13 protein-coding genes and 1 pseudogene are annotated in these 16,744 nt (G+C 54.4%); 7 read left to right on the top strand and 7 right to left on the bottom strand.

Annotated elements, in window-relative coordinates; translation table 11 throughout:
• Positions 1–72 precede the first annotated feature (72 nt).
• Positions 73–1,062 (top strand): AraC family transcriptional regulator, encoded by a 990-nt coding sequence (locus AC2FIM_RS09775; protein WP_271946071.1) that lies wholly within the window; start codon positions 73–75, stop codon positions 1,060–1,062.
• Between the two features lie 52 nt (positions 1,063–1,114).
• Here the strand turns inward: AC2FIM_RS09775 and AC2FIM_RS09770 are convergent.
• The 3 genes and pseudogenes from AC2FIM_RS09770 to AC2FIM_RS09760 all read right to left on the bottom strand — a co-directional run.
• A pseudogene (locus AC2FIM_RS09770) lies at positions 1,115–1,297 on the bottom strand (IS6 family transposase); the annotation flags it as partial.
• A 403-nt stretch (positions 1,298–1,700) separates the two neighbouring features.
• Complete coding sequence (locus AC2FIM_RS09765) at positions 1,701–2,408, bottom strand: IS6 family transposase (protein WP_282021412.1); 708 nt, start codon at positions 2,406–2,408, stop codon at positions 1,701–1,703.
• Between the two features lie 599 nt (positions 2,409–3,007).
• Complete coding sequence (locus tag AC2FIM_RS09760) at positions 3,008–4,333, bottom strand: tetratricopeptide repeat protein (protein ID WP_496708056.1); 1,326 nt, start codon at positions 4,331–4,333, stop codon at positions 3,008–3,010.
• 144 nt (positions 4,334–4,477) lie between these two features.
• Here AC2FIM_RS09760 and AC2FIM_RS09755 point away from each other — a divergent pair, with 144 nt between their 5' ends.
• The 6 genes from AC2FIM_RS09755 to AC2FIM_RS09730 all read left to right on the top strand — a co-directional run bounded on the left by AC2FIM_RS09755 (position 4,478) and on the right by AC2FIM_RS09730 (position 10,228).
• Positions 4,478–4,786, top strand: coding sequence for a hypothetical protein (locus tag AC2FIM_RS09755; protein WP_271950336.1), 309 nt, complete (start codon positions 4,478–4,480; stop codon positions 4,784–4,786).
• 4 nt (positions 4,787–4,790) lie between these two features.
• Positions 4,791–6,245 (top strand): guanitoxin biosynthesis MBL fold metallo-hydrolase GntH, encoded by a 1,455-nt coding sequence (gene gntH / locus AC2FIM_RS09750; protein ID WP_271950334.1) that lies wholly within the window; start codon positions 4,791–4,793, stop codon positions 6,243–6,245.
• Positions 6,246–6,327: 82 nt separating this feature from the next.
• Positions 6,328–7,437, top strand: a complete 1,110-nt coding sequence (locus tag AC2FIM_RS09745) for an HlyD family secretion protein (protein ID WP_271950332.1) — start codon at positions 6,328–6,330, stop codon at positions 7,435–7,437.
• Between the two features lie 29 nt (positions 7,438–7,466).
• A complete protein-coding gene (locus AC2FIM_RS09740; protein WP_271950330.1) occupies positions 7,467–8,153 on the top strand; it encodes an ABC transporter ATP-binding protein in 687 nt (228 codons plus the stop codon).
• Positions 8,153–9,556: an ABC transporter permease gene (locus tag AC2FIM_RS09735; RefSeq protein ID WP_271950328.1), complete on the top strand. Its 1,404-nt coding sequence runs from the start codon at positions 8,153–8,155 to the stop codon at positions 9,554–9,556. The genes AC2FIM_RS09740 and AC2FIM_RS09735 overlap by 1 nt, the downstream gene beginning before the upstream one ends.
• 18 nt (positions 9,557–9,574) lie before the next feature.
• Positions 9,575–10,228: a DUF3299 domain-containing protein gene (locus AC2FIM_RS09730; protein ID WP_271950326.1), complete on the top strand. Its 654-nt coding sequence runs from the start codon at positions 9,575–9,577 to the stop codon at positions 10,226–10,228.
• Positions 10,229–10,913: 685 nt separating this feature from the next.
• On the opposite strand, the gene AC2FIM_RS09725 is transcribed toward AC2FIM_RS09730, so the two are convergent.
• The 4 genes from AC2FIM_RS09725 to AC2FIM_RS09710 form a co-directional block, all read right to left on the bottom strand.
• On the bottom strand, positions 10,914–12,092 hold the full coding sequence (locus AC2FIM_RS09725) for an acyl-CoA dehydrogenase family protein (RefSeq protein ID WP_496677409.1): 1,179 nt from the start codon (positions 12,090–12,092) through the stop codon (positions 10,914–10,916).
• Between the two features lie 192 nt (positions 12,093–12,284).
• Positions 12,285–13,304, bottom strand: a complete 1,020-nt coding sequence (locus AC2FIM_RS09720; RefSeq protein ID WP_496708057.1) for an AraC family transcriptional regulator — start codon at positions 13,302–13,304, stop codon at positions 12,285–12,287.
• A gap of 128 nt (positions 13,305–13,432) precedes the next feature.
• On the bottom strand, positions 13,433–14,617 hold the full coding sequence (locus tag AC2FIM_RS09715) for an acetyl-CoA C-acyltransferase (protein WP_496708058.1): 1,185 nt from the start codon (positions 14,615–14,617) through the stop codon (positions 13,433–13,435).
• On the bottom strand, positions 14,614–16,734 hold the full coding sequence (locus tag AC2FIM_RS09710) for a 3-hydroxyacyl-CoA dehydrogenase NAD-binding domain-containing protein (protein WP_496708059.1): 2,121 nt from the start codon (positions 16,732–16,734) through the stop codon (positions 14,614–14,616). Before AC2FIM_RS09710 ends, AC2FIM_RS09715 begins: the two co-directional genes overlap by 4 nt.
• Positions 16,735–16,744 lie beyond the last annotated feature (10 nt).

Genomic DNA, 16,744 nt, shown 5'->3' with positions numbered 1-16,744 from the left:
TATAAGAAGTTATATGAAGAGATTCGCTAAACACGCCGAAGCACATAATGAATCACTGTCCGAGCACAGTGTATGAGTGAAAAGGTCAACGAATTCACGATTAGAGCGGGCTCATTCCATGGTCCAATCTCCTTGCTTACTGACAACGCTCGGATGTTTCAAAAAACGCTGCATTCTTTCAACCTGCCAACGGAGCCAGAGGAGATTGTTGACGTTTCCAACTACCTAAAGGGCATGGAGGAAATAACTCGGTTCGCTGGCGATGATGATTTCTTTGCCCGAGCAGGCTATGTTCAGAAAGTGGAAGATTTGGGCGTTTTTGGTCGCGCAATCGTTTCCGCTGATACCTTGTGGGACGCTTTGCAGATCGCCAAGTCTGCGCTGTTGTATTATCAGAGCGATTCAGAGTTAGTAATCAGAACCTACAAAAAGCGTTGCCATATCTGGTATTTCAATCCTTTTGAAGCTTTTGAAGGCGCCAAAGATGTTCAATACACAATAACTCTATTGGCCAACGTTGTCTGCCTTGCAAACAATCGCACCGATCCGGACATTGATGTTTCCTACCCTAATGGCTGTTCGACGCACGTTCTGTTCAACTCCGCTATCAGTCGCGTTAGGGCTTCCACCCAAGGGTACATTTCGTTCGACGAAGGAGCACTCAAGTCGCAGATGTCCAAAATGGATGCACTGAGAGCCGAAGTGTTTTCGCGCTATTTGGCCGATGAATCCATAAAGGCTTGCGAAAAACCACTGACGAAGGACATTGTCGCAGGCCTAGTTCGTGCTTCATTCGGAGTTGCGCCATGGTCTCTAGTCAACACCTGTGGAGCACTGCAATTACACGAGCGGACGCTTCAACTTCGTTTGAAGTCTGAAGGAACTTCTTTTCGTGAAATCGTTCAGACTGAGCGGCACCTTGCATCAAAGCGCCTCCTAGTGGCTGGAAAAGACATAGTTGAAACTGCCGAAATACTTGGCTTCGAGCATCGGCAGAGTTTTTCAGAGGCATTCTCAAGGTGGGAAGGCCTTTCTCCGTCGGCCTTCACAAGTAGGGTTTAGGTACTGTCAGACGAATTCGAACCAGTCTCAGCTAGGCCAGTATTGCTGCCTTTTATGCCGCACCGAGTTCGCGCCACTCGGCGAGAGCAGCGGTGCGTGTCAGCTTGAATGTGTCTCGGCTGGTGAGCGATCTTTTCTGGTTGAAGTGGTTGTAGACAGAGGAATGGACAGCGGCGAACTTCTGCAAACTTTGCATCCGCTTGAAACGCTGAATTGCGCGTTCTCGTTTCCGCCATCATCCGCCCGCGCAGCGGGCTCATCTTCGGTCGTGTCATGGAAGCCCCCTGTTCGATTCAGAAACCTAAATCGTCAGGGGGGATGCTCACTTCCCAAAATGAGCCCAAATCTGGTGGGTGGAAGAACGCTAGCATTAAGCGCCAGTACCGCGCGAGCGGTATCGTCCTTGGGCCGGTTTCAGTGTTCAAGCAATTCCTTGCACGCAGATGCTGCACCGTATCTGCAGTACGACTTGGTCAACTGGGCATGCCCGCTCCAGACAGTCTGGATAGCCATCTTGGCCTCGCCTCTCCCGGTGCCCACAACTCAGACTGAAGTTGTTCTTCCATGCCCGTGGTCCAGTCGGGGGGTGCTGTCAGACCAATTCGAAGCAGTCTCTGTTTACCCCTAAATGCCGTAACTTATGCTGAACAAAGTTGGCGCCACTCGGAGAGAGCAGCGGCGCGGTTGAGCTTGAAATTGTCTCTGCTGTAGAGGGCGCGTTCCTGATTGAAATGGTTGTGGACGGAAGAATGAACTGCGGCGAACTTCTGCAAACACCGCATTTGCCTGAAGCGGAGCATCGCACGTTCTCGTCGTCGAAATGGCAGATGGGAATTCTCGGCCCGATTGTTCAGCCAGCGGCCGGTCTCTTGCCGACTACCGTTCCCGACAACTCTCATCGCCGCGCCATAAGACCGCAGTTTGTCTGTCACGATGGATTCAGGTTGACCGTAGCGTTTCATTGATTTTCTGAGGAATTTCAACGCAGCTTTGCGGTCACGGCGCTTGGTCACATAACTTTCCAGCACCTCGCCTTCGTGATCCACAGCCCGCCATAGGTAGTGCGTCTCGCCATTGATCTTCACGAAGACCTCGTCCAGATGCCACTGCCAGTTCGAATAAGATCGCATCCGATTGACCCTGTTTCTGCGGATCTCTGCCGCGAACATCGGGCCAAATCTGTTCCACCAATAACGCACAGTTTCGTGGCTGATCTCGATGCCGCGCTCGTGCAAAAGATCTTCAACATTGCGAAGCGAAAGCGGAAACCGAACATACATCATGACGGCCAGACGGATGATCTCGGGGCTCGTCTTGAAGTAGCGAAAAGGGCTGCGTCTTGTCATCCTGCGACGCTAAGTGCTCGCCCTGCCCGCCTCAATAAGTTTCTTCTGACAGTGCCATGCGCCCAAATGAAGCTGGCCACCTAAAACTCCGCGCGATGGCGCTGACTGAGATGCAACTTCATGAACAAGCCCAGGCATGCTTGCAAGCGGCCCGGCAGCTATCACAAGCCCCAATGATGACGACAAAACCACCGGTCTTGCCACCTGACATGCGCTGGATGTTAGACAGGCTAAAACCTGTCTTCTGAAGTCAATTGGCCATGTTATTGATGCAAATCTTGTGTGCGGACATCGTCCGCTTTGTCCGCGTCACCGCCATCTGCGTACCACTCAGAGAATGTCCGGTTTAAGTAGTTCTCGACCTGCCGCATGAGCGAAAGACCGAGGTGTGATCAAGGTCCGGTAAGGGCTCGAAGCGGACGCCCAACCAAATCGACAGAGGGTCGGCTCTGCGGACAATTCCGCCGTTAGCTACAACAAATTCCGATGACCGCTTACGGCGTACATTAACACTACCAAGGTATGTTCGCTTGTGTTGGCGGTAAAACACACTTTACGTACGTGGGCCTGTCTCCAACCATGGCTCGAAAGGGTATATCTTAAAACCGCCATCCCGCATCCGTTAAGGCTGAAATCACCTCTTCTGATAAATCTGGACTGGAATAAAACACAGCTAGTACAAGATCTGGCCTGAACTCTGGCCAGGACTGTTTAAGTTGTTTTAGTGTTGCCTTTGCTTCCTCGAATTCACCCAAACTCTGATGGGCAGCCGCCAAATAAACCAAAGAGAGCGCGCTGACCGGGTCCCCATTGTCACTCGCAAATTTCAAAGATGCGATTGCTTCCCTAAACTCACCGATGTGGAAACTGGCAACCGCGTGAATGTTCCTGTGGGCAAACCGATGACTTCCTATCTCTCTCGGGTGGCTTGGGTCGCTGACGTCATACGCTTCTTCAAAGCGGCCCATAACCAGTAGTATCACGCCGCGAAAGTCCAGAACGTTTCCGTCATTGGGTCGAAGCGACTGCGCGAGTGCTGAATACTCCAATGCGCTGTCATAGTCGCCAGAAACGTAAGACACCCATGCCATTGCCGATTGGCTCCAGCCGTTTGAGGGCGCAATATCCACAGCTTTCTGTGCCATTTGTCCTGAATACAGTTTCAGCGCGTCACGCTCTTCCTCGCCTCGCGTTAGTAGAGCCTGGGTTCCCAGACTATGGGCCAATCCGGCATATCCACAGTAAAAATCGGGAGCCTCATTTATTGCCATTCTAAATATGTCGCTGGCCAGGATCTGGTTATCGATAGTTGCGATTGGAAACAGCAGGCCCCGAGCTTGATCGCAGTAATTTGACGCCTGTACTGCAGCGGGTGATTTAGCGGATAGAGCCTGTCGCTCAAGTGAGCGCGCGGATGTCTTTGGGTTGAGGTCGACAACCTGTTCCATGCGCCCGCCCAAGACGTAAGCAAGAGCAATGATCGCTATGGTGACAGCAGGGATACCAATCCGCCAAGGTAATCCTGGCTTGAATGGCGTATGATCGACATTGCTCTGAATTGTTCCAGAGCGGTCCTCGAACCAAGGCGCGTAGCCGCCGCTATCAATGTGAATGCGCAGATCGTCTCCAGCACCTGCAGTTTCATAGTACTGCTGAAGTTTCCGCCGTAACCGCCCCGCATCCACACGAACAACGTTGATGTGGCCGTCATCACTGGCAAAACTCTTGAAGTAAACATCCTGAGCGATTGTTTTGCCAAGAATAGCCTCGGATCTACCCGCAATGGCCTCTTCGACAACGTAGCTCAGAAAATTCCGAAGGCGTTCCGCCTTGCCAAATATGTCACTCGCCAATACCTGGTCCAGCGCGTACTTCACACGGGTCGCGTGACGTTCCGGATCAAGGGTCAATTCTCTGTCGGGCATCTGAAACTTCAAGTTTCTCTGTATTTTCAACTCCATACTGTCAAATGAATATTTGAATGTCACCCTAATTTCACGGTGTAACCCTTCCGCGTTGCGCGATGTGCCCTCAGCCTGGTGCCCAGAGATGGACTAGGCGCCAGGGCAATGACGGACATCAACTTACTAGAGCTCGCTTTTCCGGACCAAATCAGCCGCATCCGAGTCATGCGAAAGAACCATCGTGGATTCGAGGCACTTTGCGGTGACTTCGAGTTGCTCTCAACCGAGTTGGAGAGGGTCCGGAAGGTCAATGAGCAGACGTCACCATGTCTGATCGATCCTGTCACCGAAAGCCTAGACGGGCTGGCCGAGGAAATCGCCGAGCATCTCTCTCGATTCACTAATTCAGAGATTGTCCCGAAAGCCATTTCAGAAGTGGTTCCCATATTCACCCAGGCTCGAACAAAGGACTGAAAATATGATGCAAGACAGACAGAGGAAGTCAATTAAGTCACTCAGCGCACTCGCCGTCGCAGCGACATTGTTCGCCACAAATGCGTTCGGTCAGGCTCCTCCGGTACAGGAGCCCTCATCCCAAGAAGATATTGAGGCTGCACTGACTGGCGGCGTCCCAATGGGACGTTGGAAAGAGGGTCTGACCTTTGAGGGCATCTCTCCTCAACCGTGGTTGAAAAGTGCGGCAAACTGGTTCCCACGCACCGAAGATGTACAGCCCAACGAGATGAGAATTATCTTCATGGGATCTGCTCCGTTCATTCGCCCTGGACAAATGAACACGGCGATTCTTGTTGAGCTGGGTAACGGTAAGATTTTCATGTTTGACATTGGTGAGGGCTCACCAGCGAACATCATTGCCAGTGGATATGCACTGAATGAAATTACCGATGTATTCATCACGCACCTGCACGTAGACCACTTTGGTGGGCTGCCATACCTGTGGATGTTCGGAACCTGGGCAGGTGGATGGCACGAGCAGTTGACGGTCCACGGTCCATCCGGCCGCACCAAAGAGTATGGCACCGCAACGATGGTAGAAGGCATGAAAATGATGACCGGCTGGCACCGGGATGCGTTCAGCGTCTTTCCCGTTGGCAAAGGTTGGGACATCGAAGTCAACGAATTTGATTTCCGTGACAATGGCGGCGTGATCTATGATGAAGACGGGGTCAAAGTCACACACTGGCAAAGAAGCCATGCCAAGGACGGTGCGTCCGGATACCGGATGGACTGGAATGGCATGTGCTTTATCTGGACAGGTGACGGTCGACCCAACATGATCGACATTCCTTTCGCCAAAGGCTGCGATGTCTTCGTAACGGAACAGCAGCAGGAAATCATCGAAATCTCATCCGGAGTTCAAGGCGTACCGCCTTTCCTCGGGCGGTATACCGTCGACACTCATCACACGCCCAGCTATGCGGCCGGCTACATTGCCAACCTGGTGCAACCCAGACTTCTGATGAACACTCACATGAGCTATGACCCCTATCAGATCGAGGAAACCGTGGCGGAAATCCGAGAGCACTGGAAAGGGCCCTATCACTTTGGAGCGCCTGACGGGATCGTTGTGAACGTCACCAAAGATCAGATATGGGTTCGCGAAGGCATATTGCCCGAGTTTCCAAACTCACGTGCGCCGCAGTTTGACTTTAGCAACGGTCAATTGATCGTGCCGAAGCCACCCCATCGGCGCGAAGACATTCAAGAACCCTACGTGCGCGATATGGAGATCGATCCTAAGCTGTACTATCCCGAGGGATATCATCCTGAGCTGCTGACAGAGTGGCCAGTTGATGACGACCTTGTTGTTCCTCTGGAAGCGCTTCCCGAAAATCTGAAAGAGAGTATGGGCGCGGCGTGGCGCCATCGTGAAGCCAACCGCAAAGTGTTGGAAGAGCAAGGTGACAACTAAGTCATCATGACAAACAGGGCGATCACTCGTAAGTTTGGGTGGTCGTTCGAACTTTCCGGAAACATCACGAAGGAATGAAGTCTTGTTAATCGTACTTGGCCTCTACTTTGGAATAGTCTGGCTGGTCTTTTCCAAGTTTCACCTTCTCCCCTGGAATGGATTCTGGAAAACTCTGGTTTACTGTGTAGCCGGTGTTATCGCTCTGGTGGTCATCGGTGCGCTGAACCACACAACTCCGACTGGCCCGGTATCCATTCAGGGTGTTTCAACGAATATTGCTCCGAACGTGGCGGGCACGGTTACAGAAGTCGTTGTGGAGCCAAACCAGGAAGTCGCAAAGGGCGAGACCCTATTCCGGATAGATAATGAGGTTTTCCAAGCCGAGGTTTCCCGGCTCGAAGCTGTCTTGGAAACTGCAAAGTCATCTGCCGATCAACTGTTATCAGATTTATCAGCTGCCGAGGCCGAGATTGAATCCCTGACTGCTCAGCTGACTTTCGGAATTCAGCGTCGTGATGACATCATCCGTTTGGAAGAACGCGGGGCATCAACCACGTTCCAACTGCAAGAGGCTGTCTCAACCATCGACCAGTTGACCGCGAATATCCGCGCAGCAGAAGCCCGGAAGACAAGCCTTGAGCGGCGTATCGCCGCGAAGATCGACGGGCGTGACGCAGGTGTTGTGGAGGCCGAACAGACACTTGCGCAAGCTCTTTGGGATTTAGAGCAAACAGTTGTAAAAGCGCCGGGAAACGGCGTTGTCACGGCTGTATCACTACGACCAGGTAACCGCGCCACTCCGCTACAAGGGGCAATAACCTTTGTCGAACCCGGAGACTTTGCAGTAATTGCTACTCTGCCCCAATCCAGTCGTGCCAATGTTTCGGTCGGTGACGAAATCCGGCTTGCATTTAGAACGGAACCCGGCGGAGAAATTACCGGCCGTATTTCCGATTTTCCGGTCGGAACTGTCGAAGGTACTGTTGATCTAAGGTCAGGCCTTCCCTCATTGCGCGAACTAACCGGGATATCCAGCTACATCGTATTGGTTGAACTACCTGCAGATGCAGACATAAATTACTTGCAATTTGGAACGTCAGGAACAGCTTTGGTCAAGACAGACGAGGCCGGAGCCATTGGTGTTTTGGCAGAGATCCTTTTCTGGGTCACCAAGAAGCTCAATTATCTTTGAAAAACCAAGCCAAAGCATCTGTGTCATCAATGAAAACTGTAGAGCTCAAATCCTTGGTGTTTCGGTGGCCCGGTCAACCTGACCCGGTTCTCTCAGTCGATAGCTTCGATCTTGAGGCCGGGGAAAGTGTGTTTATGAAAGGCCCCAGTGGCAGCGGAAAGACCACATTGCTTTCGGCAATTGCTGGCGTGATCGATGTACCGCAAAGCGCGGTTCGCGTTGCAGGCACGGATGTCGGGGCTTTGGCCGGAGGTGATCGTGACCGTTTTCGCGTGGATCAATTGGGGATTGTCTTCCAGGTCTTCAATCTCTTGCCTTGGCTCAGTGCGCTTGAAAACACGTTGCTGCCCTGCCGGTTTTCAGCGCAACGGCGCAATCGGTCGGGGCCAGACCCCAAGGCTACCGCCACACGGTTGCTAAGTGAGCTGGGTCTTAAAGATACTGAGCTCATCAATCGACCTGCCAGCGCACTGAGTGTTGGGCAGCAACAACGCGTTGCGGCGGCGCGTGCTCTGATAGGGGCGCCTGAAGTAGTTTTGGCGGATGAACCCACCTCGGCTTTGGATGAGGAAGCGAAAGATACGTTTGTCCAGTTGTTGTTGAAGGAATGCAAAGCATCAGGGGCGAGTTTGTTATTTGTCAGCCATGATCGCAGCCTGGAAAAACACTTCGATCGGAGCGTTGACTTGCCGATGCTGAACGCGGGCAAAACGTGATGTTTAATCTTTGTTATAAAAGCCTTCTCAATCGCCGCTTTATCGCTGCGTTAACTGTTCTTAGCATTGCCTTGAGCGTGGCTTTGATTGTTGGGGTTGAACGACTGCGAACAGAGGCACGAGCGGGTTTTGCCAATTCTGCATCAGGGATCGATCTGATCATTGCGGCACGCGGAAACGATGTGCAGATCCTGATGGCAACGGTTTTTGGTGTCGGCACAACTGGCGCTGGTATCAGCTGGGACAGCTACGAGATGATCGAAGATCTGCCCCAGATAAGCTGGACAGTGCCAATCATGATGGGTGACAACCACCGTGGATATCCCGTGATCGGAACGTCCGAGCAATATTTTGACCACTTTCGTCATAGTGGCGGCCGGCAACTGATATTTGCTGAAGGTGTTCCGTTTAAATCTCCAGATGGTGCAGTGATTGGAGCAGAAGTTGCTCAGGCTTTCGGGTACACGTCAGGTACTGAAATCGTGAATGCCCATGGCTCAGGGGAAGTCGCCTTTGATGTGCACGACGAAGCGCCATTCACAGTGACCGGCGTGCTGGAGCATACCGGGACGGCCGTCGACAGAATGGTTTTTGTCTCACTCGAGGGTTTTGACGCCTTGCACGAAGAACCTGCATCAGAGGTTGCGGACCCATTCGTTTTGATCGAAGCACCAGAAGTCGCCGGAGAACACGAAGACCATGACCATGTGGAGTTAGACGAGCCTGACGAGCACGAAGAAGGGCATCAGGAACATGACGACCGTCATGCTCACGGAAGCGGCCATGAAGACGAGGGGCAAACTGTCACGACCTCTGACGGGCACGATCACGATGGCCATGATCATGAACCGGGGACCATCAACGCGATTTTTGCCGGGCTGGAGGAGAAAACGGCGGTGCTTTCAGTTCAACGGCAACTGGCAGACCATCGCGACGAGGCACTGACCGCTGTTCTTCCTAATGTTGCGCTGTTGCAGCTTTGGTCGATTACCAGTACGGCCGAGACTGCGCTGCGTCTGATGGCAGGCGCTGTGGCTGTGGCTGGAATGATCGGCATGGTGGTCATGTTGTCTGCTTCGCTCGACAACCGGCGGCGTGAATTTACGATCCTTCGATCCGTGGGCGCAACACCAGCCGGCGTCTTTTCCCTGATCTTGCTTGAAGCCGTTTTATTGTTGTCGGCCGGCATCGTGCTTGGAGTAATCGCGCTCAGCGCTCTCACGCTCGTGATAGATCCGATTCTTGCCGCAAATTTTGGGCTTCGCATCGGTGTTGGCCTGCCGAGTTTTCGCGAGGTTCTTCTCATAGCCCTCGTTTTCTGCTCTGGTCTTCTTGCCAGTATTATACCTGCGTTAAGGGTGTACCGTATGACGCTATCAGACGGACTGTCGGTGCGGCTTTGAATAAAAGGATCCGCTGAAATGAAGACCATTGCGCATTTTCTGAATATCTTATTCGCCTTTGCGATTGCGGGGCCTCTTCTAGCGGCGGATCCGCGCAACATAAGTTGGCAGGATCTCCTTCCTGAAGAGCGGCCTTACCACGATCCTTTTGCCACCCTAGAATATTCTCAGGTCAATGCGTTGGCCATGCTTTATCGGATTGAGATTCTGCATGCGGACACTGCGGATGACGAGAAGCGCGCCGAAGCGTTTCAGATCCGCGAAGACCTCGTATCTCAAGGCCTTGACCCAGATTGGTTGTTTGAACAACGCGAAATTGTGATGAACCAACGGTTGATTGCCGCGCGCGAACCGAACCTTGACCTTTTGGGGGAGAACGTGCGCCTTCCCGGCTATCTCCTTCCCCTGGATATTGTCGACCAGAAGGCGGTCGAATTCCTTCTGGTTCCGACAGTTGGAGCCTGCATTCACACACCACCACCTCCAGCCAATCAGATGGTTTATGTGCGATACGAACAAGGCTTCGAAATCGACGAGTTATATAAACCAGTCTGGATAAGCGGGGAAATGCGGGCACTGAGCAGGTCCCAGTCACTCAATTACGTGGACGGCCAGGCAAATATCGAAACCTCATATGCGATGGATGCGCTGTCGGTAGAAATCTATGACTGATCAGTCAGACTAGAGGTCCGTTCTATGGCTTCACCGGGATAAATCTTTGCACCGCACCCCTGTATCAGGATCTTTGGTTCGTGCAGATGTGACGCTGCAAATCTCATCTGAAGCTCCTTGATGATCAATAGGGCGATTTTTTTGTCACGATCCGCCATTTCGTGACCACACCAATCCGCGCGTACGGGTTTCACAAATACACCCGGCAACCCTCGCTGGTTAATCAGCTTATCATAAGTAGCAAGAACTCTTTTTCATTGCTCTTGATCGATCATGTTGTTTCTTTGACCTATTGATCAGAGTTCTTAATCGCATCGCATACCGCGCTTGTAAGCCGCCTTTCGTGCGTGTCGCAGCATCCGTTAGTTTGGGCTCAGAGCCGACCTCGGAGCAACCGCGACATCTTATTGGAGGGCTCAGATCGCGGCGATGAGGACGGCCCTTAGCCGACATCCACCGGCTTGTCTTGATGCTGCAGTCGCAGCCCGCATAGCCGCCGTTCGTCGCGCGTGCGAAATCCTGTAGAACGGTAACTCACAGTCTGCGAACAAAGGGTGAATCCGCTGCGTTTGCACCAAGGTCTGCAATCTCGAGTAACCGGCCGCACATGTGCGGCTGGTCTTTCGACTTTACCGATCTCAGAGGAGATTTTCAGGTTGGTTCCGCTTCACCGGGGGTGGGACGTTCAGCCGGTTTCACCAAATCCTTTCGGTACTGGCAGGTCAGGCAAGGTCGCCGCTCGTCTTTGCAGGGCCCGCCCAATGACCACCCGGCTGATTTCGGTCGTCCCGTCCACGATCCGCAGCATTTGTGCGAGGCGGGACAAACGATCCAGACCATAGGGCTGCAACAGCCCCATACCGCCCAACACTTGCGTGCAGGTGTTCGCAGCCTTCACTGCGGCATCTGGCACAAACCGTTTGGCATGAGCGGCCATCAGAGGGCCTTCGGGTGTGCCAAGGGATTCTGCCGCCCTTCGATAGAGCAGCTTGGAGGCTTCAAGATCGGTTGCAACCTCGCCGAGCATCCACTGGATCCCGTCCAGATCGAGGTTCTTGCCACCGAACATCTTGCGGTTCTTGGAATAGGACAGCGCCGTGTCCAATGCGGCTTGCATCAATCCACAGCATCCTGACGCAATCGAAACGCGGGCGATATCGATCGCCATGAGCGAGCCTTGCAAGCCCTGACCGATCGGCAAGATGATGTTGTCGTCACTCACCACGACTGTGTCCATGTACATCTCGGCCAGCGGCAGGAAGTTATAGGACGGGGTGTCGTAGAGCGGACCAAAGCTGAGGCCCGGCGCATCGGCTGGAATGGCGATCATCGCCATATCCTGGTGGCCGGGCTCATTGCTGGTCTTGACCACGGCGAAATAGATATCAGCCTCGGTCGCCAGGCTGACCCATGCCTTCGCACCGCTGATCGTCCATGTGCCGTCGTCATTGATCACGGCCCGCGAATACATGTTTGTGGCATCCGATCCGGATTGCGGTTCGGTCAGTGCAAAGTTCGCCAGTTTGCGGCCAGAGGTCAGGTCTCGCGCCCATTTTTCCTTGAAGGCATCTGTGCCATAGCCGCAGCCCGCGAACGTACAGATGTTATGCATCGACAGGGCAAAGGCATAAGCGCCATCTCCGAGCCCCAGCTGTTCGTAGACCTGAATGCCCTCTGAAAGTGGCAAGCCCTGGCCGCCAAACTCCTCGGGGGCGTAGAGCCCCGTCAGGCCAACGGCCCCGGCCTTGTCTGACGCATCACGGGGCCATGTCTTCGTGGCGTTCCAGGCGTCCACATTGGGCAGGATGACCTGCTCGGCGTGGTCGCGTGCGGCCTGGAGTATGGTGGCGAGTTTGTCTGACATTGATGGATCCTTTCAATGGCGATTGTTCTCAGATGACGCCACAACCCGGCAATCGTGGATGGCCGGACTGATGAGCTATGAAGGCGAAACTTCAGCTGAAAATGCTTCTCTGCGGCAAGACTTAGCGAGCCAGCCCGTTAAGCTCTATCTCGTGTGCTGACAGATAATTGTCCAAAAGTGACAAATGGCCGCTTATGTATGTGATTTGCGATATGCGCTGGGTGTACTGCCGGTCCAGCGTTGAAAGGCCCTGTGGAAATTGGCAGCCGAGGAAAAGCCGACATCATGTGCGATGGCCTCAACGCTTTTGCGTCCCGCTTGTAGATCGCGGATCGCGATGTCGCGCCGCAGGGCATCCTTGATCGCCTGAAACGACGTCCCATCCGACTGCAACCTGCGGATCAGGGTGCGCGGGGTCATGTGCATTGCGGATGCTGTCTGGGTCAGGGTCGCCGCGTCCCATCCCGTTTGGCCCAGATAAGTGCGCACCCGCAGCGATTGGGTGTGTTCACGCGAAGAGGTGAAGATCCAGTCCCGGGGCGCGTTTTGCAAAAACCGGTCAAGATCAGCTGTACTTCGAGTCTGCACTGGACCCAGTGCATTCGGGTCAAACGCGATGGCGGTGGAGGGTTGGCCAAACCGTAGCGGTGCGGGAAAGATGATCGCGTAATCCTGATCAAAGTCCGGGCGGTCAAATGCGAAATCGACGCCCCTGACCGAAACCTCGTGCCCTGCCAGCCAAGACATGAGCCCGTGGGCAAGTTTGAGGATCAGCATATGTCCAAACCGCTGAAGCGGCACTTCGCCTTGTGGTTTCAGGGTAAGCACCAACGCGTTGTCGGCGTCCTCCAGATCAAACTGATAATCATCCAGCAACAAGTTCCAGAACGTTGAAAACCGGTAGAGCGCCGATGCAAGAGACGTGGCTTCCCTGACAGTGGTCAGAAGATGTTGTAGGGCCCTCGGCCGGACGGGCCTGCTCCAAAGCCCCATCATCTCATCGCCGGTCTCAACTGCAGCAAGTTGATAGAGGCAAACGATCTGATCCAGCGTGACGCGACCATTCGGCGAGCGCGTATCCGCGTTCAGACCGGACCGGCTCAGCAGCGAAGCCATCTGCGCCTCTGGGCACAGGGCACGCAGCGCCGCCAGCCAGTCATCGACAAACTGGCTGGAAACCGTGGAAAGGATCGTTGGCGCGACATTGGTCATAACGCCTCAGGAGGTATCACCAATTCCGGTCGACATGAAACGCAGGCTTGCAGATGGCGACCCTCGCAGATGACAGAATGTCAATGTCTCAACCAGATAACGCTCTGCTTGAACTAATTTCAGTGGGGTCAGGCGACTTCGAACAGTGCTGCGGCGCCCATGCCTCCGCCGACACACATGGAGGTCACCACGTATTTCACGCCACGACGCCTCCCCTCAATCAGAGCATGCCCGACTTGTCTCGCACCTGTCATGCCGTAGGGGTGGCCAATCGATATTGCACCGCCGTTCACGTTGTAGATTTCGGGATCGATCCCAAGATGGTCACGGCAATACAGAACCTGGCAGGCAAAGGCTTCGTTAAGCTCCCAAAGGCCGATGTCTTCGATGCGAAGACCTGCATTCTTCAGCAGCTTTGGAATTGCAAAGATCGGGCCGACCCCCATCTCTTCCGGTGCGTTTCCTGCAACAGCCATGCCGCGATAGATACCTAGCGGTGTGAGGCCCTGCTGCTCAGCCACTTTGCCTTCCATGAGCACACAAGCCGAGGCCCCGTCAGAGAGTTGGCTTGCGTTTCCGGCAGTAATCACGCCTCCTTCGACAACTGGGTTCAATGCCCCGAGAGTTTCGGCCGTCGTGCCCGGCCGGTTGCCTTCGTCTTTTGACAAGGTCACCTCGTCCAGGGTTTCCTCTCCGGTTTCGCGGTTTTTGACCCGCTTTATCGCAGTGATCGGAACGATCTCGTCATCAAAGGCGCCAGCGGCCTGAGCCCGGGCCGTCCGACCTTGGGAAAGTGCAGCGTATTCATCCTGGGCGTCACGACTGATCCCATATACCTGCGCCACATTTTCCGCCGTCATCAGCATCGGCATATAGGCATGTTCAGATTGGGCGATAACGTTTGGATCTTTCTCATCGCCCGCCCATTTCAGATAGGCATTCTGCAGGATGGAAATATTTTCCTGCCCGCCTGCCACCGAGACATTCTGACCATCCACAATGACCTGCTTTGCGGCCGTCGCAATGGCCATCAATCCCGATGAACATTGCCTGTCGATCGTCTGTCCTGCCACCGTATTGGGAAGGCCCGCCGCCAGCGCCGACAAACGCGCGACATTCATGCCTGCGGTTCCCGCCGTAAGGACCGATCCGATGACGACATCTTCGATCGAACCGGGGTCCACGCCTGCACGTTCAACCGCGTGCTGAATGGCGTGCCCCATCATGGTGGGGGATTTGATGTTGTTCAGCGCACCTTTGAAGGCCACCCCAATAGGGGTTCGTGCGGTTGAGACGACAACGGCTGCTCTCATGATTTTTCCTTTTTGGCATCAAAATGTGCGGCAAGTGTCACACCCGAGGTTGCAAGTTGTTCCAGCAAAGGCGCAGGCGTGAACCACATCTCGCCATAGGTGCCAAGCGACTGCTGATAGTGGGTCATGCGTTCCAAAATCTGGCTTAATCCAATCTCGTCGGCATATTGCATTGGGCCGCCGCGCCAGTTTGGAAAGCCATAGCCATTGACCCAGATCAGGTCGCAATCACCCGGGCGCGTTGCAATGCCCTCTTCAAGGATCAAAAAGCCCTCGTTGATCAGGGGATAGAGACATCGCTCAAGGATTTCCTGATCGTCGATGTCCCTGCGTTTCACGCCATGCAGGTCCGACAGCTCGGAACTGATTTGAACCATCTCAGGGTCTTCGACCCGTGTCCGTCCCTCGTAGACATAGCTTCCACGCCCGGTTTTCTGACCCAGTCGGCCTAGTTCAAACAACCTGTCCTGCACAACCTGGTATGTCGGGTCATGCGCGATTTCACTACGCCGTTCCTGACGCACGCGTGCGCCCACATCGACTCCGGCCAGATCTGCCATCGCATGAATGCCCATGGCCATGCCGAAGCCTTCAAGGACGTTATCCACCTGTTTCGGTGTCGCCCCCTCTAGAAGCAGACGGGATCCTTCGCGGAAGTATGGTTCCAGCATCCGGTTTCCAACAAAGCCGTAGCACACGCCAACCGTGACAGGGAGCTTTCGGATCTTCTTTGCGACCATGATTGCCGTTGCAATGACATCGGGAGCGGTCTTGGCGCCGCGCACCACCTCCAGCAAGCGCATGACATTGGCCGGGCTGAAGAAATGGAGACCAATCACATCCTCCGGACGGGACGTGACCGCAGCTATTTCATCAAGATCCAACGTCGATGTGTTTGAGGCCAGTATCGCGCCGGGTTTAGCGTGCTGGCCCAACGCTTCGAAAATCTGGCGTTTGACATTCATGCTTTCAAACGCCGCTTCAATGATCAGGTCGGCCTCTGCGAGGTCGCCGTAGCTGAGCGTCCCGGTGGCGTTGGATACGATGGCCTCTGCCCGATCGGCACTGAGCCGCCCTTTTTGAGCCGCACGCTGAAAATGCTCCCGGACCTTTTCCAGCCCCTGTTCGAGCGCGCCTTGCGTGGTTTCAAGAAGCGTGACCGGATATCCCGCCTGCAGAAAGGCGATGGCAATGCCGCGCCCCATTGTTCCGGCACCGATCACAGCGACCGATGAAATGCTACGTGGTTGGTCAGCACGGGTAACGCCGGGAACCTTGGTGCATTCACGCTCTGCAAAGAACAGATGCCGCCCCGCGCGCGATTGAGGTGTGTCGAGCAGTTCAGCGAAACCTGCCTTCTCTTGTGCCAACCCCTCGGCCAGCGGCATTTCGCACGCGGCCTCGATGGACACCAAACATCGTTCAGGGGCGACAAGGTTTTTGGACGTGTGCGCTATCTGGTCTCGGAAACCCGTCAGATATCCCTTCGGATCAGGGTGTGTGACGGTCATATCCGCGCAACTGCGTTTCGGATCGCCCTCATGGCTGACACGGGTGGCGAAACCCAAAACATGCGCGCGAAAATCCTGGTTGTTTTCAAGCAGCGCGTCGACCAGCCCACAAGACAGGGCATATTCGCCTTTCACGGGATCACCCGAGAGGATCATTTGCGTTGCCGCTTCCAGCCCGGAAATCCGGGGTAGTCGCTGGGTGCCGCCGGCACCAGGCAGCAGCCCCAGTTTGATCTCAGGTAGGCCCATCACGGCATCCGGCGTGGCGACACGGTAATCACAGGCAAGCGCGATCTCCAGCGCACCACCCATAGCGGGACCTGCTATCGCGGCGATAATGGGTTTCTTGCTGGTTTCAATCGTTACACACAGGTTTGGCAGGTCCGGCTTGTCCCAAACTGCCCCGGTACGGAACTCGACGATGTCAGCGCCGCCGCAAAAGAGCGGCAGAGCCGAGCATAGAACGATAGCTTTGACCTGTTCATCGGCGTCCAACTCGTGGATGGCCGAGGAAAGCGCCTGCCGCATCTTCAGGCCAAGAGCGTTCACTGGCGGGGCATTCAGCTCAATGAAAGCGACACCCTCGGTGTGTTTAATGGAAATCATGTTTGGAAAC

It is taken from the genome of Ruegeria sp. CDSC052 (assembly GCF_059610685.1).
This window is presented reverse-complemented; position numbering and strand designations above follow the sequence as displayed.

Coding starts and splice junctions, on each gene's coding strand:
- AC2FIM_RS09715 (WP_496708058.1), bottom strand. CDS start 14,617: ATGAGAGCAGCCGTTGTCGTCTCAACCGCACGAACCCCTATTGGGGTG.
- AC2FIM_RS09740 (WP_271950330.1), top strand. CDS start 7,467: ATGAAAACTGTAGAGCTCAAATCCTTGGTGTTTCGGTGGCCCGGTCAA.
- AC2FIM_RS09710 (WP_496708059.1), bottom strand. CDS start 16,734: ATGATTTCCATTAAACACACCGAGGGTGTCGCTTTCATTGAGCTGAAT.
- AC2FIM_RS09720 (WP_496708057.1), bottom strand. CDS start 13,304: ATGACCAATGTCGCGCCAACGATCCTTTCCACGGTTTCCAGCCAGTTT.
- AC2FIM_RS09765 (WP_282021412.1), bottom strand. CDS start 2,408: ATGACAAGACGCAGCCCTTTTCGCTACTTCAAGACGAGCCCCGAGATC.
- AC2FIM_RS09725 (WP_496677409.1), bottom strand. CDS start 12,092: ATGTCAGACAAACTCGCCACCATACTCCAGGCCGCACGCGACCACGCC.
- gntH (WP_271950334.1), top strand. CDS start 4,791: ATGATGCAAGACAGACAGAGGAAGTCAATTAAGTCACTCAGCGCACTC.
- AC2FIM_RS09735 (WP_271950328.1), top strand. CDS start 8,153: ATGTTTAATCTTTGTTATAAAAGCCTTCTCAATCGCCGCTTTATCGCT.
- AC2FIM_RS09775 (WP_271946071.1), top strand. CDS start 73: ATGAGTGAAAAGGTCAACGAATTCACGATTAGAGCGGGCTCATTCCAT.
- AC2FIM_RS09760 (WP_496708056.1), bottom strand. CDS start 4,333: ATGCCCGACAGAGAATTGACCCTTGATCCGGAACGTCACGCGACCCGT.
- AC2FIM_RS09755 (WP_271950336.1), top strand. CDS start 4,478: ATGACGGACATCAACTTACTAGAGCTCGCTTTTCCGGACCAAATCAGC.
- AC2FIM_RS09730 (WP_271950326.1), top strand. CDS start 9,575: ATGAAGACCATTGCGCATTTTCTGAATATCTTATTCGCCTTTGCGATT.